We start from the raw sequence: 25,080 nt of genomic DNA on the forward strand, positions 1-25,080 counted from the left end.
TGTATTATTTACTTTTTGACAAAAGAAAAGTAATTTTACAAGATGTATGCATTAGTAGATTGTAATAATTTTTACGTTTCTTGTGAGCGTGTTTTTCAACCTCAATATAACGGTAAACCAGTCGTGGTTTTGTCTAATAATGACGGTTGTGTTATATCGCGAAGTAGTGAAGCTAAAGCGCTTGGAATTCCAATGGGGATACCTGAATTTAAAATTAAAGAATTCATCCAACAGCATGATATAAAAGTTTTTTCTTCTAATTATGTACTCTATGGCGATTTAAGTCAAAGAGTCATGAATATTTTAGAAAATTTCACACCAAATGTAGAAATGTACAGTATCGATGAAGCTTTTTTAAATTTTGATGGGCAACAAGTTTCTGATTATCATTCTCTTGGATTAAATATTCAACAACGAATTTTAAAATGGTTAAGTATTCCTACAGGAATAGGGTTTGCCCCAACTAAAGCTTTGGCTAAATTAGCAAATCGTATTGCTAAAAAATTCCCAGAGCGCACCAATGGAGTTTATGTTATCGATACTGAAGAAAAGCGCGTTAAGGCTTTAAAATGGACAAAAATTGCAGACGTATGGGGAATCGGTTATCAATTAACAAAAAAAATGCAACGTAAAAATATTTTAACTGCTTATGATTTCACTTTACCACACAACGAATCATTTATAAAAAAGGAAATGGGAGTTGTAGGTATTCGTTTAAAATATGAATTGGAAGGAAAATCAATTTTAGAAATAAACGAACCTAAAACAAAACGAACAATCGCTATTACTAGAAGCTTTGAGCACGATATAAACGATTATAATGAGTTAAAAGAACGAGTAGCCACATTTGCCTCTATTTGCTCTGAAAAGCTACGCAAACAAAATTCATGTTGCTATGGTGTGATCTTATATCTGCAAAAAAATAAATTTAGAACAACAGATTCTCGATATAGCTTTTATCGTCTAAAAACACTTCCTTTTCCAAGTAATACGGCTTTTTCAATAAGCAATATCGCAACAAAAATGTTAGAGGAAATTTATCAAGAAAAAGCCTCTTATAAAAAAGCTGGAGTTATAGTAACAGAGATTATTCCATCAAATCAAAAGCAATTTCATTTGTTTGATGATGAAAATCCAAAGTATCAGAAAATAATGCAAGTAATGGATGACTACCATAAAAAAATTGGAGAACGAAAAATTCGATTAGGAAATCAAGACTTACAACGTACATGGAAAATGAAGCAACACCATTTATCTAATAAATATACAACTAGTTTTAAAGAAATATTAGAAATAAAATGTCACTAATTTTTTTTATTCCCGATGATACTTTTTCTGAAGGACAACAATTTATAAGCAGTGGAATTAAAGCAGGTTTTCCTTCGCCAGCAGCAGATTTTGAGGAAAACAAAATAAGCTTAGACAAAACTTTGGTAAAAAATGCAGAGGCAACATTTTATGCAAAAGCATCAGGGAATTCAATGATAGGCGCTGGTATTGATGATGGTGATATTCTAGTTATAGATAGAAGTTTAGAACCAATGAACAACAAAATAGCGGTTTGTTTAATAGATGGTGAATTTACAGTTAAACGAATTAAGATAGAAGAAGACAATCTTTTTCTAATCGCCGAAAATTCAAACTACAAACCTATAAAAATCGGTTTGCACAACGACTTTACTGTATGGGGAATAGTAACCTATGTTATTAAAAAAGTATAAAAAAAGGGCTGATTAAATCAGCCCTTTTTTTATACTTTTTAACTTTTGTTAAAAATTTGCTCTATTGTCTTTTATATCTGCTTTGTCTTTAATAGCCGTGTAAGCTTTTGACATTGCATAAGATTGATTTTGAGTTCTATCTTGATTGATATAAGTAGTATAATTTGAAATTGCAGGAGCCTTAGTTACCTTTTTAGCTCTAATGATAAACATACCACTTGTTCCTTCAATAATATCTGAAGTTTTTCCAGAAGCTAAACCGAATGCTTTTCCAACAACTTTAGATTCCATACCTACATTTGGAATAATAGGGTTTTTAATAGAAACACCTGTAGCAGTTAAAACAGATGCTCCTGAAGATTTTGAAACAGCCTCTAATGAAGTTCCACTCATTTTTTTCTTAATAATTTCAGCTTTTTTCTGATTTTTTAAGATTGGCTCAACAGATTGTTTTGCAACATCAATAGGCAATAAACCAGTATCATTGATATCTTTTAATTTTGCAATTACAAATCCTTGAGGTGCTTCAAAACGTTTTACAGTTCCAACTTCTGTTTCTTCATTAAAACTCCAGCGTACTATTTCTCTTTGAGCCCCTAAACCTTGAATGTATTCATCATATGCTTTTATGTTTGTTGCTGGTGTAACAACTAAGCCTGCTTTTTTAGCAACAGCATCAAAATCTTTATTTTCAGTAGCACTTGATTCTAATTGACTAGCTTTTGTATATGCAGCATCCATAGTAGCATCAGAAGCTTGAATCTTTTGAGCAATAGTTCCTAGCAAAACAGCATCATTTTTACCTGATACTTTCATTACATGGAAACCAAATTCCGTTTCAACAACTCCCATAGTTCCTACAGGATTATTAAAAACAAAATCATTAAATTTTGGTGTCATTTGACCTGGAGTAATATTATCATATTCTCCTCCATTGCTTTTAGATCCAGGATCATCTGAATTAGCCATTGCTAACATTGCGAAATTAGTTGGGCTAGCCTTTACTTGTGCTAATAAATCATTTGCTAATTTTTGAGCTTCTTCTTTTGTTCTTGTAGCACTTGATCTTTCTGCTCCTTTGTATGCAATTAAGATATGACTAGCTTTTGCACTTGCATTTGGTTTTCTACCAATCATTCTTGAAACACATTGATGTCCATTATGAACGTAAGGTCCAAAAACAGCTCCAGTTGGCAAATTAAATAATTGCTCCTGAAATTCAATTGGTAAATCTTTTTTAGCTAAATAAGTAGAATCAAATTTAATATCAGAATTCGCATTTACAAATTCTCCAACATTTGATACAGCTCTAAAACCAGGTAAAGTGTCATTAGATTTAGTTTGCTCGTTATAAACAACTTTTCCATTCAAAACACTATTTATAGAAGTTAACATTGCTACCTCATCTTCTTTTGAAGGTTTGTTTTCAACTAAGATAAAATCGATACTTCTGGTGTTATCAGATTTGTATTTTTTAGCATTTTTTTTCATGTACTCTAAAATTTCATCATCTGAAACTTTAACTTGATCATCGCTTACAGTAGAATATGCGACAGTTACATAATCAAAATCAGCTTTATCTGCTTCCATTTGGTATGCAAATTTGCCTTCTGCTTTTGTTGTAACAACACCCGCTTTAATCATTGTATTGTACATTTGCTCTACAGCATATTTTTCGATGTTTTTTTCAAACTCTTTCCATTGCAACCATTGTTCTTGGTTTGGAGCATTTTTTAAAGACTTAATATATTCTTTAAATTTATTTTCGTCAAACTGACCTGCAGCATTTAAAAATTGTTGATTTTGAGCAAAATTTGGGTTTTGTTTGATAACATTAATTAATTGTTCGTCACCAATTTTAAGTCCTAATTTTTCAAACTCTTCACCAAGTAATATACTTCTTACGTTTTGTTCCCAAGCACTATTAATTGCTTGAGTGTTAGTCATACCTTGACCTTGTTTTTCAATCATTGCAACTTGTTGCATAAATTCTTGCCCAGAAATATCCGTTCCATTTACTGAACCAATATTATTTGCGCTATTTCCAAAAGTTCCACTTTGAATTACATCTGCTAATACAAATGAAAATAATGCTAATGCAATAATTACAATTAGGAAGAATGAACGTTGTCTAATTTTAGATAAAACTGCCATTTTTATTTGTGTTTAATTTTTTTCAGAGGGCGAAAATACAATTATCTATTTAATAATAAAATAGAAAAGGTATATTTTCATAGTTTTTTTTAAAGTTTTTGGACTTTTCTTTGGTTTTAGATTTTATTTGTATTTATCTAATCCTGAATAATTATTTTTTGTTTTGATATTTGTTGTAAAAATGTCTTCTAAAGAAAAACATCCCCAACGATACTGCTGCAATTAAAATACTTAGCACATAGCTTTCTCCACTATTATATTTAGCAAATGCATCATAAGCAAAAAACGCCGCAAAGGCTAAGTAAAAGTATTGTACAATTTTTAAATAATTCATTTTAATATTTTTTAAAAAGATTGTTTTTAAATAAAAAATTAATCAAGGGTATTAACTTCTCCATTACTTTTTTGCATGTTGAAAATTTTAAAATCCTTGCTAAAGTCAACTCCTGGCCCTTCTAGATATCCACCGGCTTCGTCTGTATATTTGAATAATTTTTCAGTAAAAAACCATTCATTTTTTTGATCAAAATAAAGCTGAGAAGTTTCCAGTTTTTTTCCATCATGCGAAGTAATAATTACATTCCCTTGTAAATCTATAATTTCAGTTTTTTTATAAGAAATTGCATAATCCGCAACTACAGTACTTTTATTGCCTTTTTCATCCATTAACGTGAGATGTATTCCTTTTGGAAACTCTGTAAATGCATTTTTAATATTGCTATAGTCGAGCATTTTAGGGCTTTTCAAGATAGATTTTATCTTACCAGAATCGGTATATTTCAAGTTTATAGAATCTGCTTCACCAGTAGGAATAAAAGAAGTTTCACTAAGCTTTTGAACTTTTTTTAAATCACTTTCACATGAAAAAAGTACAATTACGCAAAACAACATAATTGCACTTCTAAATATTTTAATAAAGCTAAACGAAAAAGTCATCTCCAGCTTGAATAAATTAGTTTTAGTCAATTTTTCTTTTCTTGAACCAAATATCATTTAAAGAAAGTCCAACACTTACATTAAAATAATTTTCTTCAATTAAATTATTAGCTGCAGTTCCTTTTTTCCCAAATTCAAATCCTAAGTTAATATTTGAAATACCTAACGGCAATCCAAAACCAAAATTAACACCATAATCCTTAATGCTTTCGTTATTTATTATCAAACCTGTGTTTTCGTGTCTAAAACCCGCTCTGTAAACCACTCTGTTCCAATAACCATTGAAAGAATCATATTTCGGTATATAATAACCTCCTATTGAGATTTTTGTAGAATTTTCAAATGTTGCACCAGTAATATCATCAAAACGATTACCTAAATTGCTTGTATTTTGGAATGTTATTTCTGACCCTACTAACCATTTTTTTGCTTGACCAATCCCTGCTCCAAAAGAAAATTTACTTGGAAGCTTTAATTTTGTATCTTGAACATTAATATCAATAGCATTTTCAGTATCTATAAATTCGGCTCCACTTGAAGTGAAAATAATATTTGCAATATTTCTGGTGTTTTTTGATGTTAAATTACTCTCAGGACTATACGTTACACTAGAAAACAACTCTAACTTTTGAGAAATTTTACAATTATACAATAACCCAAAATTTAATGAAAACCCAGATATTTTTGAATTATTAAGTTCTCTAGTGCCTAATTGTACCATTGGATCAGTTATAAATTCAATATCTTTACTATTAATATCTCCAAAATAATAACCAACATCAACTCCAGCACTAAGTTTTGGAGTGATTTTATAAGCAGTGCCAAAAAACACTTTATTTACATTACCATCACCTGTAAATTGCTTAGATCTTTCTAAACCATCAGGATCATCAGCAGCTTCAGTAATATTTTGAACCTTATAACCCACTGCACTGTAAGGCATTAATCCGAAAGACATTCCAAATTTACCCAATGGCAACCCAACAGCTAAATAATCTAAACTTGTTCTTTGCGCTTTTTCACTATCTGTAGAAGTATTGAAATTTGTAAACGTTGAAGTTCCTCCAATACTAAAAGTAGTAAGTTTTAAGCTAGAATAAGATGCTGGATTCGAAAGATTTAAATGAATACTGTCTCCAACAATACTTAATCCTCCCATAGCTTTTATGTCATGAGTTCCTTTGAATTTTACATCACCAAGTCCATAATATGAATAAGGTGAAGCTGTGTTTTCTTGAGCAAATAAGCTTGCTGATACAAGTAAACTAAAAAAGACTACAATTTTTTTAATCATTATTTTCTGTGTATATTGATAATAAGTTCAAACTTTCTAATAAGAAATTTGAATTGGCAAATATGGTGCTTTTTAATCTTTTAGCCAAAAAATCTGCGTCTCCTCCTGTTAAAATTACTGTTAAATCTTGATATTTAAGATAATATTGTGAAATAAAGCCATCGATTTCAAAACATAAACCATTTATTACCCCACTATGTATCGAATTATTTGTCGAATCTCCAATAAAATTATCCGGATTAGAAATTGTTAATAACGGTAATTTAGCTGTGTAATTATGTAGACTATTATAACGTAATTTTATACCTGGAGAAATTGCACCACCAAAATAGTAGTTGTTTTTATCAATAAAATCATATGTCACGCAAGTTCCGACATCAATAATTAACCTATTCTGATTTGGAAATTTCAATGTTGCTCCAGCTGACAAAACCATTCTATCTATACCTAATGTGTTTGGAGTACTATATTTATTGATAAAAGGAAATAGTGAATTATGATTAACAATCGTGGTTTTTACTTTATTTTGAACAAATTTTAATGCTTTACTATCTAATTTTCCAACCGAAGAGTATATAGCTTTGCTAATTTTGGGAAAAAAATTTAGTATTTCAGAAATTTTTTTTAAGGCCTCTTGAGGCTCAAAAACAAACAACTCAACAAGGTTATCTTCTTCAAATACAGCCACTTTAATTCTTGAATTCCCTACATCTATTGTTAAAAGCATATTGAGGTTTTTTGTTTTGCAAATATACAAATTGATTTTTTTTAATAATTGTTTTGGAAAATATAAAATAGGTTCTATATTTGCACCCGCAATCAACAAGCAGTAATGCATTGTTTGCCAAAGGTACCTTAGCTCAGATGGTAGAGCAATGGACTGAAAATCCATGTGTCCCTGGTTCGATCCCTGGAGGTACCACTTAAAGCCCTTGATTTTATAATTAAGGGCTTTTTTGTGTTTTTTAATTTTTAAAAACTGCAATTACAACGTTTTAGTTAATAATTACTTGTTGTATTGAATAACAAATTCGTATAAATGATATAAAAATCGGTTTTAATTTTTATTTTTGCCTTTCATTAAAACTTTAAGAAGTAAACACATGAGAACGATACAATTTAGAGAAGCAATCTGTGAAGCAATGAGTGAAGAAATGCGTCGCGATGAGTCAATATATTTAATGGGTGAAGAAGTAGCAGAATATAATGGTGCTTACAAAGCCTCAAAAGGTATGCTAGATGAATTTGGCCCTAAACGAGTAATTGATACTCCAATTGCCGAATTAGGATTTGCAGGAATTGCAGTAGGATCTGCAATGAATGGGAATCGACCAATTGTTGAATTCATGACGTTTAACTTTTCATTAGTTGGTATTGACCAAATTATTAATAATGCTGCTAAAATGCGTCAAATGTCAGCTGGACAATTTCCTATGCCAATGGTTTTTCGTGGACCAACCGCGTCGGCAGGTCAATTAGGCGCAACACACTCACAAGCTTTTGAAAACTGGTTTGCAAACACACCAGGATTAAAAGTAGTAGTTCCTTCAACAGTATATGACGCAAAAGGATTATTAAAAGCAGCTATTCGTGATAATGACCCAGTTATTTTCATGGAATCAGAGCAAATGTATGGAGATAAAGGCGAAGTACCAGAAGGTGAATACACAATTCCATTAGGAGTTGCAGATATTAAAAGAGAAGGAACAGATGTAACAATTGTTTCTTTTGGAAAAATTATAAAAGAAGCTCATATTGCCGCTGATGAATTGGCAAAAGAAGGTATTTCTTGTGAAATAATTGATTTAAGAACGGTTCGCCCAATGGACTATGAAACCATTTTAAATTCTGTAAAAAAAACTAATAGATTAGTGGTTTTAGAAGAAGCATGGCCTTTTGCAAGTGTAGCTTCTGAAATCACTTACATGGTTCAAGAAAAAGCATTTGATTATTTAGACGCACCTGTCCAAAGAATCACAACAGCTGATACTCCAGCGCCATATTCACCAACTTTATTAAAAGAATGGTTGCCTAATGCACAAGATGTAATCAAAGCTGTAAAAAAAGTTACCTATAAATAAAAAATAACTCGTTATATTTGGAACTTCATCAGTACTTAGCTGATGAAGTTTTTTGTTTTTAATTATGAGAAAGAAATTAGTACTATTTACTTTGTTTTTTGCAACAATCGCTTTAGGTCAAACTAAAGTTGGAGGAAAAGTTGTTGATAAAAAAGGTGAATCAATCCCCTTCGCTAGTGTATTCTTTAAAGATTCGAGAGAAGGTGTAATTACAGATGAAAACGGAATTTTCTATTTTGAATCTGAACAAAATTACACTGCTTTAGTTGTTTTGTTTGAAGGTTATGAAAAGAGAGAAATTCCCCTGAAGCCTGGCTTGAATCAAAATTTAAAAATTACCTTAAAAGAAAACGAACAATTGAAAGAAATTGTTATTCATACAGGAAAGACGTCTAAAAAAGACAATCCAGCACTTGATATATTGAGGAAAATATGGGAACGAAGAAGAAAAAACGGACTCAAAATGTTCAAACAGTATCAGTACGAAAAATATGAAAAAGTAGAATTTGATTTGAACACTATTGATTCTGCCTTTATGAAAAGCAAAGTTTTCAAAGGAATGGAATTTGTTTTTAATCAAATCGACACCTCAAAAATTTCAGGAAAAACGTTTTTACCTATTTTTATCAACGAAACCTTGAGTGAAGTTTATGGAGATAACGAAACTAAAAAAACAAAAGAAATTACAACAGCTAATAAAAATTCCGGACTTGGTTCTGGCGATGGTGTAAATACTTTTATTAAAGATTTGTATGCGGATTATGATATTTATGATAATTATTTGAAATTTTTTGATAAAGATTTTGTGAGTCCTTTATCAAGAACGGGAATCAATGTATATAACTATGTGTTATCAGATAGTATGTATATTGACAACAAATGGTGTTATAATATTGTCTATTATCCAAGACGTAAAAACGAATTAACATTCAAAGGAGATTTTTGGGTAAATGACACCACTTTTGCAATTAAAAAAATCAACCTTGAAGCTAGTAAAAGTGCTAACATTAACTGGGTAAAAGAAATTTATATCGAGCAAGAGTTTGAAGTAATGAATGATTCCGTTTTCTTGCTCACACGAGATTACATGATGTCAGATTTTAGTTTTTCTAAAAAAGAAGAATCAAAAGGAGTTTATGGAAAACGCACTTCGCTCTTTAAGAATCATCAATTTGATAAAAAGAAAGAAGATAAGTTTTTTAAAGAGGAAGTGAATTTTTATGACAATTCGGTTTTTAATAAATCGGATGAATTTTGGGAAGAAAATCGTTTCGAAAATCTTAACAAAAACGAAGCTGGAATATATAAAATGCTCGACACTTTAAAAGAAGTTCCTCGTTTTAAACGTATTTATAATTTGGCATCCATTTTAGGAAGTGGTTACATCGAAATTCCTAAATGGAAAATGGATTTTGGACCAATATTTTCAACCTTTGGATACAATGATGTTGAAGGTCAACGAATTCGTTTTGGTGGAAGAACCTATTTTGGTTCAAATGATACTTGGCGAATTCAAGGCTATACAGCATACGGATTTAAAGATAATAAATTCAAATATGGAATTTCAGGAAAATGGATGGTAAACAAAAAAAACAGAATCATTCTTTCTGCTGGAAATCGTAGAGATGTGGAACAAATTGGCGTAAGCTTAACCACTTCAAATGATGTTTTAGGACGAAGTTTTGCTTCATCTTCTTTCTTTTCAAGTGGTACAAATAATAAATTGACTTCGGTTAATTTGACCACCTTTGGATTTGAAATCGAACCAGTTAAAAACTTAACCTTTCAAACTAATTTATCTTATCGTACATTGCAGTCTGCATCCAATCAATTTAGTTTAGATTATTATACAGATGCTACACAAACCACTACCAAGAGTGAAGTAAAACAATCGGAAATTAATTTTGTTACTGAATTTACTCCAAAAAGAAGAACCGTTGGTTATGGTGTGGAAAGAATGGAAGTTGACAATAATTATGCACGTCTTTTCTTAAGTTACAGCCAAGGATTAAAAGGTGTTATGAATAGCGATTTCGATTATCAAAAACTTCAATTTTACTATCGTCAACCAGTACTAATTGGTGGTTTTGGAAGATTGTTTTCCACTTTGGAAGTAGGAAAAACTTTCGGTCAAGTCCCATTAGGACTAATGGGTGTAATTCCAGGAAATCAGTCGTATTTCATTATAGACAATACCTATAACTTATTAGATTATTATGATTTTGTGGCTGATGAGTATGCTTCTCTACATTTTGAACATCATTTTAACGGAAGATTATTTTCTAGAGTTCCGCTTTTAAGAAAATTAAATTGGAGAGAAATTGTTGGTATAAAAGGTGTTTATGGAACAGTTTCGGACGAAAACCGTTTCATCAATGCCTCTGGATTGGTTTACCGTGCTCCAGAAGATATATATTGGGAATACCACGCGGGTATTGGTAATATCTTTAAAGTATTGCGTATTGATTTTGCTTGGCGCGGAAGTTATTTAGATATACCAGATGCAAATAAATTTACTGTTAAAGCCTCATTTGGATTTTATTTCTAAATGGAAGAAGCAATTGCATATCTGCTTAAAAAAGAAGCTGTTTTTGAACAAATAATTCAGCAATATGGAATTCCTATTCAGCCAAAAAGAGCACAAGGTTTTGAAACATTAGTGCTTTTAATTTTAGAACAACAAGTTTCAATAGATTCTGCCAAAGCTACTTTTAATAAGTTGAAAAATGCAATTCCATTATTTTCAATTGAAAATGTATATCGTTTTTCAGATGAAGATTTTCGCTCTTGTGGTGTAAGTCGGCAAAAAACTAAATATATTAAAGCGCTTTCTGAAGCTATTTTAACAGAGCAAATAAACATTGAAAGTTTAGCATGTAAAATACCTGAATTAGTTAGAGAAGAATTAATAAAAATTAAAGGTATTGGTAACTGGACAATTGATATTTATTTAATGTTTTGCCTGAATTCATTAGATATAATTCCACTTGGAGATATTGCAGTTGTGAATACCATGAAAGAGCTTTTTGATACTCACTCCAAAGAAGAAATGGAAATCTATGCTCAAAAATGGAAACCTTATCGTTCAGTGGCGACTTATCTTCTTTGGCATTATTATCTTGAAAAAAGAGGAAGAAAAATTAGTTTTTAAAGAGTGTAAAAATATATACTTTTTTTGCAAAACTCTTTTGTTTCTACTGTTTTATAGTAGTACCTTTGCAACCCTTTATTAAAAATAATAGAAAAATGACAGCAGATAAAGTTACTACATTTGATGTATTAATCGAGATTCCAAGAGGAAGTAGAAACAAGTACGAGTACGATTTTGAATTAAAAAGAATGCGCTTTGATAGAATGCTATTTTCATCAATGATGTATCCAGCAGATTATGGATTTATCCCAGAAACTTTAGCTTTAGACGGAGACCCTTTAGATGTTTTAGTTTTAATTAACGAACCAACCTTTCCAGGATGTGTGATTGAGGTAAAACCAATAGGTGTTTTTCATATGGCAGACGATAAAGGTCCGGATGAAAAAGTAATTTGCGTACCTGTTTCTGACCCAATTTGGAATAAATTAAACGACTTAAGCGATGTAAATCCACACTTAATCAAAGAAATTGAACATTTTTTCCAAGTTTACAAAGATTTAGAAAACAAAAAGGTAGACGTAGAAGGTTGGGGAGATGTTAATGAAGCAAAAGAAATTTTGATGAAGTGTACACAACGTTTTAACGAAATTGAAAACAAACCAGAAGGATTATTTAGTATCAAATAAATTTCTGTATATCAACTAAAAAAGGCAATATTTTCTATGAATATTGCCTTTTTTGTTTATTTTTGTTAAAATTAGAATATAATTAACAAACAAAACCAAATAAACATTTTATGGAATCAATGATGATTTATGTGCCAATTGTGATGGCGTTAATTGGTCTTGCATTCATGGCGGCCAAAAGAGCATGGGTATTAAAACAAGACGCTGGCGATGGAAAGATGAAAGAGATTTCGGACTACATCTATGAAGGGGCATTAGCTTTCTTAAAAGCAGAATACAGATTATTAGCAATATTTGTTCTTTTAGCAAGTGTTGTATTAGCAGGAATTACCTTTATTCCGGGTGTGAAAACACATTTATTAATTGTAGTAGCTTTTGTTTTTGGGGCCATTTTTTCAGCTCTAGCTGGAAACATGGGAATGAAAATTGCTACAAAAACAAACGTTAGAACAACACAAGCAGCACGTACAAGCTTACCTCAAGCGTTAAAAGTGTCTTTTGGTGGAGGAACAGTTATGGGATTAGGAGTTGCTGGTTTAGCAGTTCTTGGATTAACAGGATTCTTTATACTTTTCTTTCACGCTTTTATGGGTGGCGTTTGGACAGACACTGAAGGAATGACAGTTGTTTTGGAAACATTAGCTGGTTTTTCATTAGGAGCTGAGTCTATCGCATTATTTGCTCGTGTAGGTGGTGGGATTTATACAAAAGCTGCAGACGTAGGTGCAGACTTAGTAGGAAAAGTAGAAGCGGGTATTCCAGAAGATGACCCACGTAATCCTGCTACAATTGCTGATAATGTAGGCGATAATGTAGGTGACGTTGCAGGTATGGGTGCTGACTTATTTGGTTCATATGTAGCAACCGTTTTAGCTGCAATGGTTTTAGGAAATTATGTAATTAAAGATATGGGTGGTAAAATAGAAGATGCTTTCGGTGGAATCGGACCAATTTTATTACCAATGGCAATCGCTGGTTTTGGAATTTTATTCTCTATCATTGGGACAATGTTAGTTAAAATTTCAAGTGATGATGCTAAAGAAGCACAAGTTCAAGGAGCATTAAACAAAGGAAACTGGGTTTCTATTGTTTTAACAGCGATATCTTGTTTCTTCTTAGTACAATTTATGTTACCAGAAGTTATGACGATGGAATTCTATGGTGAAGGATTAAAAGAAGTTTCTTCAATGCGTGTTTTCTTTGCCACAATAGTAGGATTAGTAGTCGGTGGTGTTATTTCATCTGTGACAGAATATTACACAGGATTGGGTACAAAACCAGTATTGGCAATTGTACAAAAATCATCAACTGGTGCTGGTACTAACGTAATTGCTGGTTTAGCAACAGGTATGATTTCAACCTTCCCAACAGTATTATTATTTGCTGGTGCAATTTGGGCTTCTTATGCTTTTGCTGGGTTTTATGGAGTTGCTTTAGCAGCTTCTGCAATGATGGCTACAACAGCTATGCAATTAGCAATCGACGCTTTTGGTCCAATTTCTGACAACGCTGGAGGTATCGCAGAAATGAGTGAATTACCAAAAGAAGTCCGTACTCGTACTGATATTTTAGACTCAGTTGGTAATACAACTGCTGCAACTGGAAAAGGTTTTGCAATCGCTTCAGCGGCATTAACTTCATTAGCTTTATTTGCTGCTTATGTAACTTTTACCGGAATTGATGGTATCAATATATTCAAAGCACCAGTTTTAGCCATGTTATTCGTTGGAGGTATGATTCCTGTAGTTTTCTCTGCTTTAGCAATGAACTCTGTAGGTAAAGCAGCAATGGACATGGTATATGAAGTACGCCGTCAGTTCAAAGAAATTCCAGGAATTATGGAAGGAACAGGAAAACCAGAATATGGTAAATGTGTTGAGATTTCGACAAAAGCAGCTTTACGCGAAATGATGTTGCCAGGAATTTTAACAATTGGTTTCCCAATCGCAATTGTATTATTAGGTAAATTAGTTTATGGCGATAACAACCAATTAATTGCTGAAATGCTAGGTGGTTATATGGCTGGAGTTACTGTTTCAGGTGTACTTTGGGCAGTGTTCCAAAATAACGCTGGTGGTGCATGGGATAATGCTAAAAAATCTTTTGAAGCTGGTGTTGAAATCAACGGAGAAATGACATATAAAGGTTCCGATGCGCACAAAGCTGCTGTAACTGGAGATACTGTTGGAGATCCATTTAAAGATACATCTGGACCATCTATGAATATCTTAATTAAATTAACTTGTTTGATTGGATTAGTAATTGCTCCAATTTTAGGTGGACATTCAGCAACTACTGAAAAGGGTGCTTGTTGCGTAAAAACTGAAATGACTTGTTCAGAAGGAAAATGTGATTTGTCAAAATGTGCTACAATGACAAAAGATGAATGTGCAAAAATGTGTGAATCTAAAGGATGTTCAAAAGAATGTATGGACAAATGTATGTCTCAATACGATGAAAACGGAAAATTTATTGGAGAAGCACATGTTCATGGTGCAAACTGCAATCATGAAAAAACAAACATCAAAGACATTAAAGTAAAAAAAGTAAAAGATGCTAATGGAAAAGTAAAAGCTACTGTTACTTTAACTACAATAGTTGATGGTAAAAAAATTACAGAAGAAAAAGTTTTTGAAGGAGACGATTTAGAAGTTGAAGCAAAAATTGCTGAACTAGGAAAATAATCTTTTTCTATACAAATAATGAAAACCGCACAGCAATGTGCGGTTTTTTTATTTAATTTTAGCGAAACAAACACAACTCCAATGAAATATAAAATACTGACTTTGTTGTTGCTCTTTTCTGTAATTTGCATTGCACAACAAACTCTTAACTTAATTCCGAAGCCACAAAACATTGAACATTATTCCGGTTCTTTTGTTTTGAACTCGAAAACGGTGATTCAAGCCGATAAAAATTCTTTCGAAGCTGAATATTTGCAACAAATCATAAAGCAACAATTAGGATTAAATTTAGAAATTACAACTTCGTCTAAAGCAAAGTCTAAAATTATTTTTGTAACTAAAATTATCGAAGAAAAAAAGACTTTCAAAGAATGGTATAATTTATCAATTTCAAACAATGAAATAGTTATAAAAGCAACTGAAAATCAAGGAATTTTCTACGGTATTCAAACATTAATTCAATTACTTCCATTAGAGAAATCATTCGAAATAAAAATACCTTGTTCGAATATAACAGATGAACCCAAATTCCAATGGCGCGGCATGCATTTAGACGTTTCTCGTCATTTCTTTCCAAAAGATTTTATCAAAAAATACATTGATTATTTAGCGATGTATAAAATGAATACTTTTCATTGGCATTTGACCGATGATCAAGGTTGGCGCATCGAAATCAAAAAATATCCAAAATTAACGGAAGTCGGCGCATGGCGTAACGGTTCCATGATTGGACATTACACCGATCAAACTTTTGACGACATTCGCTATGGTGGATTTTATACCCAAGAAGAAATCAAAGAAATTGTAGCTTACGCAAAAGAACGCCACATCACCATTGTTCCCGAAATCGAAATGCCAGGTCATGCTTTAGCAGCATTAGCTTCTTATCCCGAATTTTCTTGTATAGGTGGACCTTTTGAAGTGGGAAAAACTTGGGGTGTTTTAGAAGATGTTTTTTGTCCAAAAGACGAAACATTTACGTTTTTAGAAAATATTTTGACAGAAGTTATAGTGTTATTTCCATCCGAATATATTCACATTGGTGGTGATGAATCTCCAAAAGTCCGTTGGAAAAGTTGTCCGCATTGTCAAAAAAGAATCAAAGAGGAACATCTAAAAGACGAACACGAATTGCAAAGTTATTTCATCCAAAGAATCGAAAAATTTGTCAACAGTAAAGGTCGAAAAATAATCGGTTGGGATGAAATTTTAGAAGGCGGACTAGCACCAAACGCAGCCGTAATGAGTTGGCGCGGCACCGAAGGCGGAATTGCAGCAGCAAAGCAAAAACATTTCGTAGTGATGTCACCAGGTTCACATTGTTATTTTGATCATTATCAAGGTGAGCCCAAAAACGAACCGATTGCTTTTGGAGGTTATACAAATGTGGAAAAAGTGTATTCATTCAATCCAATTCCAAAAGAACTTTTAGCAGAAGAATCGAAATATATTCTTGGTGCTCAAGCCAATCTTTGGACAGAATATATCAATACGCCAGAACACGTTGAATATATGGTTTTTCCAAGAATAGCAGCACTTTCTGAAGTGCTATGGGGAACTTCTGATCCAAATAATTACAAAGAATTTGAAAAAAGATTAATTCAACATTTTGAAATGTATGAGAAAAAAGAAATCAATTACAGCAAAGCCATTTTTGAAGTAACTTCAAAAGTAAATCCAGCTGAAAACGGAATAGCATTCGAATTAAAATCTGTCAATCCAAACGGAATCAAATATACAACTGATGGTTCGGAACCGAATGTAAATTCTATTTCTTACGAAACACCAATTCTAGTTACAAAAAATAAAACCATTAAAGCAGCATATTTCGAAAATGGAAAAGCCAAAAGCGCCATTATCAAACAACCGTTTTTCATTACTAAATCAACTAGAAAAAAGATAGAATTGGTGCATCAACCTCACGAAAATTATGGAATTGGTGGCTCTTTTACTTTAGTAGATGGCATAAAAGGAAACACTTCTAAATTTGGAAGAGATTGGTTAGGTTTCTGGGGAAAAGATATGAACGCTACTATCGATTTAGGTAAAACAGAAATGATTTCAAAAATCAGTATTAATACCCTTTCATCAGAAGGAAGTTGGATTTATTATCCAAAAAGCATCGGAATTTCAGTTTCAAATGATGGAGAAAATTACATTCCAATTAGAATAGTTACATCTAAAGAAATTTATGAAAATAAAGGAAAAATTGTAGTTGAATTTGACAAACAAAGCGTTCAATTTATAAAAGTCATCGCAGAAAACAACGGAATCATAGCAGATGGAAAACCTGGCGCAGGTTCAAACAGTTGGTTATTTGTAGACGAAATAAGTGTAGAATAATGACAAACAGAAGAAATTTTTTAAAAACAACCGCTTTAGCAACTGCTGGTCTGGCGTTTCAGGCTTTCAATGGAAAATCTGATGAAGTTGAAATGGATATCAATTCGGAAAAAGTGAATAAACCAATTGTGCTTTCTACATGGAATTTTGGCTTGAAAGCCAATGAAGCTGCTTGGGAAGTGCTTAAAAATAAAGGTCGCGCTTTAGATGCAGTAGAAGCTGGTGTGAAAATTCCAGAAGGCGATCCAAATGAAAGAAGTGTAGGTTACGGCGGTCGTCCAGATAGAGATGGTCGCGTAACATTAGACGCTTGTATTATGGATGAATTTTCGAATATTGGTTCGGTAGCGTGTTTGGAGCACATAAAACATCCTATTTCTGTAGCAAGAATGGTGATGGAAAAAACGCCTCACGTCATGTTAGTTGGTGATGGCGCTTTACAATTTGCTTTATCGCAAGGGTTTCAAAAAGAAAATTTATTGTTAGAAGCTTCCGAAAAAGAATGGAAAGAATGGCTAAAAACCAGTGAATATTTGCCAAAAGCCAACATCGAAAACCACGACACCATAGGAATGATTGCTTTAGATGCGCAAGGCAATTTATCTGGAGCTTGTACAACTAGCGGAATGGCTTTCAAAATGCATGGAAGAGTTGGCGATTCCCCAATTATCGGTGCAGGTTTGTATGTGGATAATGAAATTGGAGCAGCAACAGCAACAGGTCACGGAGAAGAAGTAATCCGAATAACGGGTTGTCATTTAGTAGTAGAATTAATGCGTCAAGGGAAATCGCCACAAAATGCTTGTGAAGAAGCGGTGATGCGAATTGTAAAACTGACGCAAAATCGAGGAAAAAATCTAAAAAATATCCAAGTTGGTTTCATCGCTTTGAATAAAAAAGGTGAATATGGTTCGTATTGTGTGCAAGGCGGCTTCAATTATGCCGTTCACGATGCAACCGGAAATAAATTAATCGATGCAAATTACTTTTTGAAATAATTTTTCGCCACAGATTAAAGGATTTTAAGAATTATTTAATCCGTGAGAATTTGTGTAATCCGAGGCTAATATTCATGACTTATGTTCCAAAATAAAAAAATAGAAATCGCTTGTTTTAATCTTGAATCTGCTCTCATCGCACAAAAAGCTGGAGCTGATAGAGTCGAATTATGTGCAGACATATCGGTTGGTGGTACAACTCCAACAATAGAAATAATCCAACAAGCTCGCGAACATTTGACCATCGATTTCTATGTAATGATTCGCCCAAGAGGAGGAAATTTTGTTTACTCAGAAGTAGAATTTGAACAGATGAAATCAGAAATCGAAACCATCAAAAAGTTAGGTGTCAATGGATTTGTTTTTGGGATTTTAAATGAAGATAAAACAATTAATATCGAACAAAATAAAGTCTTAGTTGAATTAGCAAAACCATTTTCTAGCACGTTTCACAGAGCTTTTGATGAAGTTTCAGATTACAAAAAATCATTAGAAGATATTATTTCTTGTGGATTTTCAAACATTCTAACTTCTGGAACTTTTCCAAATGTGATGGAAGGAAAAGAAGTTTTGAAACAATTAGTCATTCAAGCCAATAATCGCATTGAAATCATGCCTGGTGGCGGATTGCGTTCAACCAATATTTCGGAATTAAATAAAATGGTTAATGCTAATTGGTACCATTCATCAGCAATTACCGATGGTAATGAAATTGCCAATCTAGAAGAAATCATTCAACTAAAGAAAAAGTTGTAATCTTAAATGAACTTGTATGCCTTATATGTTTAAAAAAATATTCTTGTTTTTGATTCTAATTTACTGTTCGGTTTCGGCACAGACTTCCTGTCGCAATTTGTCAACAGAAAACTGGACATTCAACAAGCAAAACGAATCTAAAAAACATAAAGCAACTATTCCCGGAACCGTTCACACCGATTTGTTTCAAAACCAATTAATTCCTGATCCGTTTTTTGGAAACAATGAAAAGCAATTACAGTGGATTGAAAATGAAAATTGGGAATACGAAACACATTTTACACTGTCAGAATCCGAACTAAAAAATCAAAATATCGATTTGGAGTTTGAAGGTTTGGATACTTATGCAACTGTTTTTTTAAACGGAAAAGCAGTTTTAGAAGCCAATAATATGTTCCGAAAATGGACAATTTCTGCCAAATTACATTTGAAAATTGGAACTAATCATCTAAAAGTGATTTTTCATTCTGCAGTTCAAAAAGGAAAAGAGGAAGCTTCAAAATTATCTTATACGTTACCCGAAAAAGAACGTGTTTTTGTTCGAAAAGCGCAGTATCAATTCGGTTGGGATTGGGGACCACGATTCGTTACGGCAGGAATTTGGAAGAAAGTACAATTGAAATTTTGGAATTCGGCTAAAATCGAAAACATAAAATTCAGTCAAGTTGAATTGAATGACAAAAAAGCGATTTTAGAATTCACAACCGAAATTTACGTTTCCAAAGTCAAAACGATTCAGTTGAAAATCAATGACAAATCTCAAACTTTCAATCTTAAAAAAGGAAAGAATAAAATCAAAATGCCATATGAAATCACTAATCCAAAATTGTGGTGGTGTAATGGATTAGGTGATGCAAATTTATATCCTTTTACTATCGAAATCCAACAGAAAAAGCAGTTTTTAGATGCTAAAAAGCTAAATATTGGCTTGCGAACTATCGAATTAATTCAGGAAAAAGACCAAGTTGGTAAAAGTTTTTATTTCAAATTAAATGGAAAATCGGTTTTCATGAAAGGAGCAAATGTCGTTCCACCAGATAGTTTTTTACCACGAGTTTCCGATTCCACTTATTTTTCTTTAGTTGAAAACGCAAAAAAAGCGAACATGAATATGCTTCGTGTTTGGGGTGGCGGCGTTTATTTTGATGATGCGTTTTATGAAGCTTGTGATGCCAACGGAATTTTAGTATGGCAAGATTTTATGTTTGCCTGTTCTATGCATCCAGGCGATGAAAAATTTGTGCAAAACGTAAAACAAGAAGTAATTGATAACGTGAATCGGTTACAAAATCATCCAAGTATTGCCATTTGGTGTGGAAATAATGAAAACGATGAAGGTTGGCAAAATTGGGGTTGGCAAAAACAATTTAACTATTCAAAAGCCGATTCGACTCAAATTTGGAACGATTACAAAAAAGTATTTCATGAAATGATTCCGCAGACATTAGATAGTTTACTTCCGAAAGAAAAAAATATTTATTGGTCTTCATCGCCATCCATTGGTTGGGGAAGAAAAGAAAGTTTGTTGCAAGGTGATTCGCACTATTGGGGCGTTTGGTGGGGAAAAGAACCGTTTGAAATATATGAGAAAAAAGTTGGACGTTTCATGAGCGAATACGGTTTTCAAGGCATGCCTAATTTAGAAACGTTGCAAAAAGTGATGAACAAAGAAGATTTGAATTTTACTTCTGAAGCTTTTAAAAATCATCAAAAACACCCAACAGGTTACCAAACCATAAACGAATATATGGAGCGCGATTATGTGGTGCCAAAAGATTTTGAAAATTATCTTTATGTTTCGCAACTCTTGCAAGCTCGTGGAATGAAAACCGCAATTGAAGCCCATCGAAGAGCTAAACCCTATTGTATGGGAACGTTATATTGGCAATTCAATGATTGTTGGCCAGTTACGTCTTGGAGTTCGTTGGATTATTACGGAAATTGGAAAGCGTTTCATTATCAAGCGAAGCGAAGCTTTGAGAACGTACTTTTGTCAGCCGAGGTAACGAATAGTGGAATTTATAAGTTTTTTGTTATCAATGATGGGATGCAAAATTACGCAGGAGAATTAAAAGCGGAAATTAGAAATTTTAAGGGTCAACTTTTATGTGAGAAAATGGCTTATTGTAAATCAGATGCTAATTCAATTGTGAAAGTTATATTATTGCCGTTTGCTCCTTTAGAGGAAATTAACAAACAAAATTCATATTTAAAATTAGAATTTACTTCAGAGGAAAATCATTTTGAAAGTGTTGTCTTTTTTGAAAAACCTAAAAATTTGAAATTATCAAAGCCAAACATTCAAATCAAAACGATTGATGAAGTAACCATTGAAATTTCTTCTGATGTTTTAGCTAAGGATGTTTTTCTGTCTTCGGAAAACGAGGTTTTTTTTGAAGACAATTATTTTGATTTATTACCAAATGAAAAACGAATCATCAAAGTTTCTAAAGCGGTAAATGGGATAAAAGTGAAATCATTATTTGATACAATGAAATAAAAAAAACGCCTTAGTTGAGGCGTTTTGTATACTTAAATAATTATTCTATTCATTTATCAATATATCACACATATTACTTTCTTAGTGATAGTCTGACCATTAGTTAATGTAGTTTTCACAAGTAACGCTTGATTTGTAGCAGTTAATTTAGAAACAATCATTTCTTTGTCATTTACTTTGTCGTTGTGATATAGTTTTCTGCCTAATACATCAAATATTGTAATTTCTTTGATGTTTTCAGTAGCAGTAATTGTAATACCGTTTGCTGTAGTGTAAACCGTAATATTGTTTTCATTTACAAAATCTTCATTTGCTAATGTGTTTTTGTACACCACCTCAAAACGGTCTGTAAATATTCCGTCTTGTGTTGAGAATGAATATGGAGTTTGTTTAACATCATGAATACTATTGTTGTACTTGTCTTTAATAAATACATCTTGTGTTTTAAATAATCCATCAACATTTTCAATAGCAATAGAATATGTTCCTGGTGTTAATATTTTTAATCCTAATGGAACAACATCATTATTTTCAAATTCTGATCTTCCTTCAATAACATATTCTTTATTATCGATTAATGTATACAACATTGTATTTTGAGTTTCAAAAGCTTTTCCATCAATACCTATATCAAATCCATTAGTTGCTTCTGGAATGTATCCAATTAAAATTTGATTATATGCTTTATTTGAATCTGTTAAATTTAATCTGAAAATATTCTTTTCTGTTGAATTTTCTGATTTGAAAAATTGAGTATTTTTCAAATCATATCTTAATGCATTATGAAACCAAGCAGTTGTGTTTTCGGAAGAATAAACATAAAATCCTTGGCCAGCTTTTATCGTTCCATCAGGTATTTGACCGCCTGCCGCAGCTGCAACCCCTCCTAATTTTGTAAAAGACGCATAATTATTTACGGGATAAATTCCACCAACAGCTTGAGCGGTATGTGTCCAAAAATAAACTGTTTCGACAGTTCTGTTTAAGCCAATAAAATGACTTGCTTGCAGCGTGGCTGGATATGGATTTCCCAATAAATTAAATCCGAGATTTATAGAAGGAAAATATTCATCATTATTTGGAATTCCAGAAAAGTTTCCTAAAAAAGAGCTGGCCACTATTGATGACCAATTGTTAGGCGCTCTTATCAAGTATCCTTTAGCCCCAATAAAACTATTTACCGCAGGATTAACCGAACTATATGCTGTTGCTGGTGTAGTACCAGAAGTAACGTATTCATAAAATCGATTAGTGAGTGTTTGAGGAGAAAAAGCTAAAAGGTTTTGATTGTTTACTGGAGTTGACCAAGCTGTGTAATCTAATCTTAAAATCTGCGCACTTTCTTTTAGCAATGTAACTATTCCAGAATTTGCAACATGATTAATTTGAATTAAATTGGCATTATTTTGAATTATAAAACTTGCTGTTGTAGCGACATTTACATCTCTAACAATTGTAAAAGTATGATTTGATTGTAATACAACTTGAGCTGTGCCAATTATTGTTAATGAACATGCTGTTAAATCTCCTATAGATGTATAATCCCCCGAAAATACAGCCTTTACATCTTTGTTTGGAATTCCATTACTCCATGATGTACCGTTCCAAGTTGTAGTAGTTGTACATGACAAAGTATTCCAAGTATCTGGAGCTTGTGGCCCTCCCCAAATTCTAGTTGCTAAATATGGGTTATCAATGAAAGGATTTCTATTCCCTTGAATAGATTGTAATGTGTTATTTCTGATTCTTTCGAAATCACTTACTGGATCCTCTTCATTCCATTCTAGAAAAATATCTGGCATGTCTGCATTGTAAGATGTTGTGCCTGAACCAACATTTGTTGCTAAGCATCTCGTATTATAGCGCACATACATATACATCATCATCCGTGCTATATCTCCCTTCCATTCATCACCCGGATACCAATAAATACCTACAGGACCCGCATCTCCTTCTCCATCAGCATAAAGTCTATTTCCTCTATCTGCGTTAAATGTAACATCAGCTGCTCTAATATGATGTGCATCAGTTCCTGGACCAGCTGATGATGTTACTAAAGCTGGTGTTCCTAATGAAAGTGCGTAACAATGCTCTCTATTCCATGCACCTGTTGGACATAAAGTGCTGCAAATATTTGTAACATCATCTAATCTGTCGTTTTTATAAATAGCATCAACATCATTATATCCATAAATTAATAATACTTGAGCTGAATTTAAAGGATTTTTATCACACGCTTGCAATGCGTCCCAGACGTCTGTGGTTGTAGCTGTATAGGGTAATTGTGTTGTATGAGTGGTTGTAATTAAACCTGCTAATTGTGTTTTTAAAGCATTACCCGTTTGAGTAAAATCTATTGAACTATAATATGCCGGTATTTGTGCATAACTATAAAATGATAAAAGCAAAAAAAGTAACTTTGTTTTCATGTTTTTTTTAAAATTTGGGGAAACCAAGGTAATAAAAAAACTCTGAAACAAAGAGGTACTATTCTTAAGATTTTCTTTTATTTACCGTTATAAGTGTTCATAGTATTGTTAAGCCCTGCTAAAGCAAATGATTTTACAATTTCTGCACTTAACTGTAATCGTTCTTTTAGTTTTTCTTTTTCTTCTCCATCCCATTCACCTAAAACATAATTGACTTGTTGTCCTTTTTTAAAGGCATCACTAATACCAAATCTAAAACGAGGATATTCAGTTGAGTTTAATAATAATTGAATATTTTTTAGTCCGTTATGACCACCATCACTACCTTTTGTTTTAATTCGGATGGTTCCAAAAGCTAAATTCAAATCATCTGTGATAACCAACATATTCTCTTTTTCGATATTTTCCTTTTCTAGCCAATATTTTACCGCTTTACCGCTCAGATTCATGTAGGTATTTGGTTTTAATAACAGTAAGGTTCTTCCTTTGATTTTTAACTCAGCTATTTCACCTAATTTTACCGTTTGAAATGAAATCCCTTCTTGGTTAGCTATATAATCTAAAACTTTAAAACCAATATTATGTCGTGTATTTGCATATTCTGAGCCTATATTTCCAAGCCCTACAATTAAGAATTTCTTCATTGGAATTGTGTCTTCTTGTTTGTTTTTCTTAAATAGAGTTAAAAACCATTTCATGGTGTAAAAGTAACATAAAGTTTATGAAAATTAAAACATAAAAAAAGCACCAGTATAACTGATGCTTCTTTATTATAGTTTGTAAAGAAATTATTTTTTCTTTTTTCCACCTTTTTCTGCTTTTGCAGCTTCTTGAGCAGCTTTCATTGCAGCACGAGAAATTCTTACTTGACAAACAACAGTGTTGTCTGGGTGCATTAATTTAAAATTGTTTGTTTCCAATTTAGTTACATACAATTTGTTACCCATTTGTAATTCAGAAATACTTGCTTCAACAAAGTCAGGTAAGTTTTTAGGTAAAGCTTTAACTTTTAAACGACGTTGGTTTAAACGTAAAACACCTCCTAATAATACACCTGGAGAAGTTCCTGTAATTTTAACTGGTACTTCCATGATGATTTCTTTGTCATCACTCAATTGGAAGAAGTCAATGTGTAAAATTTTGTCAGAAACTGGGTGAAACTGAATGTCTTGCATAATAACATTGTAAGACGTTCCGTTTAACTCAACTACAACTGTGTGTGCGTTTGGAGTGTAAACCAAATCTTTAAATGCTCTTTCGTCTGCAACAAAATGAACTGGTTGATTTCCTCCGTAGATAACGCAAGGAACCATTCCAGCATCACGTACGGCTTTAGTTGCCTTTTTACCTACGTTTTCTCTTTCTGATCCTTTAATCGTAATTGATTTCATTGTAAAATATATATAA

Annotated in this window: 19 protein-coding genes and 1 tRNA gene; 12 read left to right on the forward strand and 8 right to left on the reverse strand. The window is 32.4% G+C overall.

The window, feature by feature from the left end:
* Positions 1–42 precede the first annotated feature (42 nt).
* Together VK164_RS08225 and VK164_RS08230 are read left to right on the forward strand one after the other, a co-directional pair.
* The gene (locus VK164_RS08225) at positions 43–1,308 is read left to right on the forward strand and encodes a Y-family DNA polymerase (protein ID WP_324208886.1); all 1,266 of its coding nucleotides are present in this window, start codon (positions 43–45) and stop codon (positions 1,306–1,308) included.
* Positions 1,299–1,721, forward strand: a complete 423-nt coding sequence (locus VK164_RS08230; protein WP_324208887.1) for a translesion error-prone DNA polymerase V autoproteolytic subunit — start codon at positions 1,299–1,301, stop codon at positions 1,719–1,721. The genes VK164_RS08225 and VK164_RS08230 overlap by 10 nt, the downstream gene beginning before the upstream one ends.
* Before the next feature lie 48 nt (positions 1,722–1,769).
* On the opposite strand, the gene VK164_RS08235 is transcribed toward VK164_RS08230, so the two are convergent.
* The 5 genes from VK164_RS08235 to VK164_RS08255 all read right to left on the reverse strand — a co-directional run bounded on the left by VK164_RS08235 (position 1,770) and on the right by VK164_RS08255 (position 6,832).
* Entirely contained in the window at positions 1,770–3,875 is a 2,106-nt protein-coding gene (locus tag VK164_RS08235) for a peptidylprolyl isomerase (RefSeq protein ID WP_324208888.1), read from the reverse strand.
* A gap of 151 nt (positions 3,876–4,026) precedes the next feature.
* On the reverse strand, positions 4,027–4,209 hold the full coding sequence (locus VK164_RS08240) for a hypothetical protein (protein ID WP_324208889.1): 183 nt from the start codon (positions 4,207–4,209) through the stop codon (positions 4,027–4,029).
* 38 nt (positions 4,210–4,247) lie between these two features.
* Positions 4,248–4,811 carry an LPS export ABC transporter periplasmic protein LptC gene (gene lptC, locus VK164_RS08245; RefSeq protein ID WP_324208994.1) on the reverse strand — a complete coding sequence of 188 codons (564 nt, stop codon included), beginning with the start codon at positions 4,809–4,811 and terminating at the stop codon, positions 4,248–4,250.
* 22 nt (positions 4,812–4,833) lie between these two features.
* On the reverse strand, positions 4,834–6,105 hold the full coding sequence (locus VK164_RS08250) for a hypothetical protein (protein WP_324208890.1): 1,272 nt from the start codon (positions 6,103–6,105) through the stop codon (positions 4,834–4,836).
* Positions 6,098–6,832 (reverse strand): type III pantothenate kinase, encoded by a 735-nt coding sequence (locus VK164_RS08255; RefSeq protein ID WP_324208891.1) that lies wholly within the window; start codon positions 6,830–6,832, stop codon positions 6,098–6,100. Before VK164_RS08255 ends, VK164_RS08250 begins: the two co-directional genes overlap by 8 nt.
* A gap of 122 nt (positions 6,833–6,954) precedes the next feature.
* Between VK164_RS08255 and VK164_RS08260 the strand changes: the two genes are divergently transcribed.
* The 10 genes from VK164_RS08260 (at position 6,955) to VK164_RS08305 (ending at position 21,244) form a co-directional block, all read left to right on the forward strand.
* A tRNA-Phe gene (locus VK164_RS08260) sits at positions 6,955–7,027 on the forward strand.
* A 181-nt stretch (positions 7,028–7,208) separates the two neighbouring features.
* On the forward strand, positions 7,209–8,186 hold the full coding sequence (locus VK164_RS08265) for a pyruvate dehydrogenase complex E1 component subunit beta (RefSeq protein WP_324208892.1): 978 nt from the start codon (positions 7,209–7,211) through the stop codon (positions 8,184–8,186).
* A gap of 64 nt (positions 8,187–8,250) precedes the next feature.
* Entirely contained in the window at positions 8,251–10,734 is a 2,484-nt protein-coding gene (locus VK164_RS08270; RefSeq protein WP_324208893.1) for a DUF5686 family protein, read from the forward strand.
* Entirely contained in the window at positions 10,735–11,337 is a 603-nt protein-coding gene (locus tag VK164_RS08275) for a DNA-3-methyladenine glycosylase 2 family protein (protein ID WP_324208894.1), read from the forward strand.
* Positions 11,338–11,432: 95 nt separating this feature from the next.
* Positions 11,433–11,963 (forward strand): inorganic diphosphatase, encoded by a 531-nt coding sequence (locus tag VK164_RS08280; protein WP_166236880.1) that lies wholly within the window; start codon positions 11,433–11,435, stop codon positions 11,961–11,963.
* 110 nt (positions 11,964–12,073) lie between these two features.
* A complete protein-coding gene (locus tag VK164_RS08285) occupies positions 12,074–14,647 on the forward strand; it encodes a sodium-translocating pyrophosphatase (RefSeq protein ID WP_324208895.1) in 2,574 nt (857 codons plus the stop codon).
* Positions 14,648–14,728: 81 nt separating this feature from the next.
* Positions 14,729–16,990: a glycoside hydrolase family 20 protein gene (locus VK164_RS08290; protein ID WP_324208896.1), complete on the forward strand. Its 2,262-nt coding sequence runs from the start codon at positions 14,729–14,731 to the stop codon at positions 16,988–16,990.
* Positions 16,990–17,988 (forward strand): isoaspartyl peptidase/L-asparaginase, encoded by a 999-nt coding sequence (locus VK164_RS08295; RefSeq protein WP_324208897.1) that lies wholly within the window; start codon positions 16,990–16,992, stop codon positions 17,986–17,988. Before VK164_RS08290 ends, VK164_RS08295 begins: the two co-directional genes overlap by 1 nt.
* Before the next feature lie 81 nt (positions 17,989–18,069).
* The gene (locus VK164_RS08300) at positions 18,070–18,744 is read left to right on the forward strand and encodes a copper homeostasis protein CutC (RefSeq protein ID WP_324208898.1); all 675 of its coding nucleotides are present in this window, start codon (positions 18,070–18,072) and stop codon (positions 18,742–18,744) included.
* 97 nt (positions 18,745–18,841) lie between these two features.
* The gene (locus tag VK164_RS08305; RefSeq protein WP_324208899.1) at positions 18,842–21,244 is read left to right on the forward strand and encodes a beta-mannosidase; all 2,403 of its coding nucleotides are present in this window, start codon (positions 18,842–18,844) and stop codon (positions 21,242–21,244) included.
* Between the two features lie 56 nt (positions 21,245–21,300).
* Here the strand turns inward: VK164_RS08305 and VK164_RS08310 are convergent, their stop codons facing one another.
* The 3 genes from VK164_RS08310 to VK164_RS08320 form a co-directional block, all read right to left on the reverse strand.
* Complete coding sequence (locus tag VK164_RS08310; RefSeq protein WP_324208900.1) at positions 21,301–23,673, reverse strand: endonuclease; 2,373 nt, start codon at positions 23,671–23,673, stop codon at positions 21,301–21,303.
* 77 nt (positions 23,674–23,750) lie between these two features.
* Positions 23,751–24,317, reverse strand: coding sequence for an aminoacyl-tRNA hydrolase (gene pth / locus VK164_RS08315; RefSeq protein WP_324208995.1), 567 nt, complete (start codon positions 24,315–24,317; stop codon positions 23,751–23,753).
* Between the two features lie 144 nt (positions 24,318–24,461).
* Positions 24,462–25,064: a 50S ribosomal protein L25/general stress protein Ctc gene (locus VK164_RS08320; protein WP_166236886.1), complete on the reverse strand. Its 603-nt coding sequence runs from the start codon at positions 25,062–25,064 to the stop codon at positions 24,462–24,464.
* Positions 25,065–25,080: the final 16 nt, after the last annotated feature.

This window comes from Flavobacterium sp. (assembly GCF_035299005.1).
Classification (GTDB): domain Bacteria; phylum Bacteroidota; class Bacteroidia; order Flavobacteriales; family Flavobacteriaceae; genus Flavobacterium.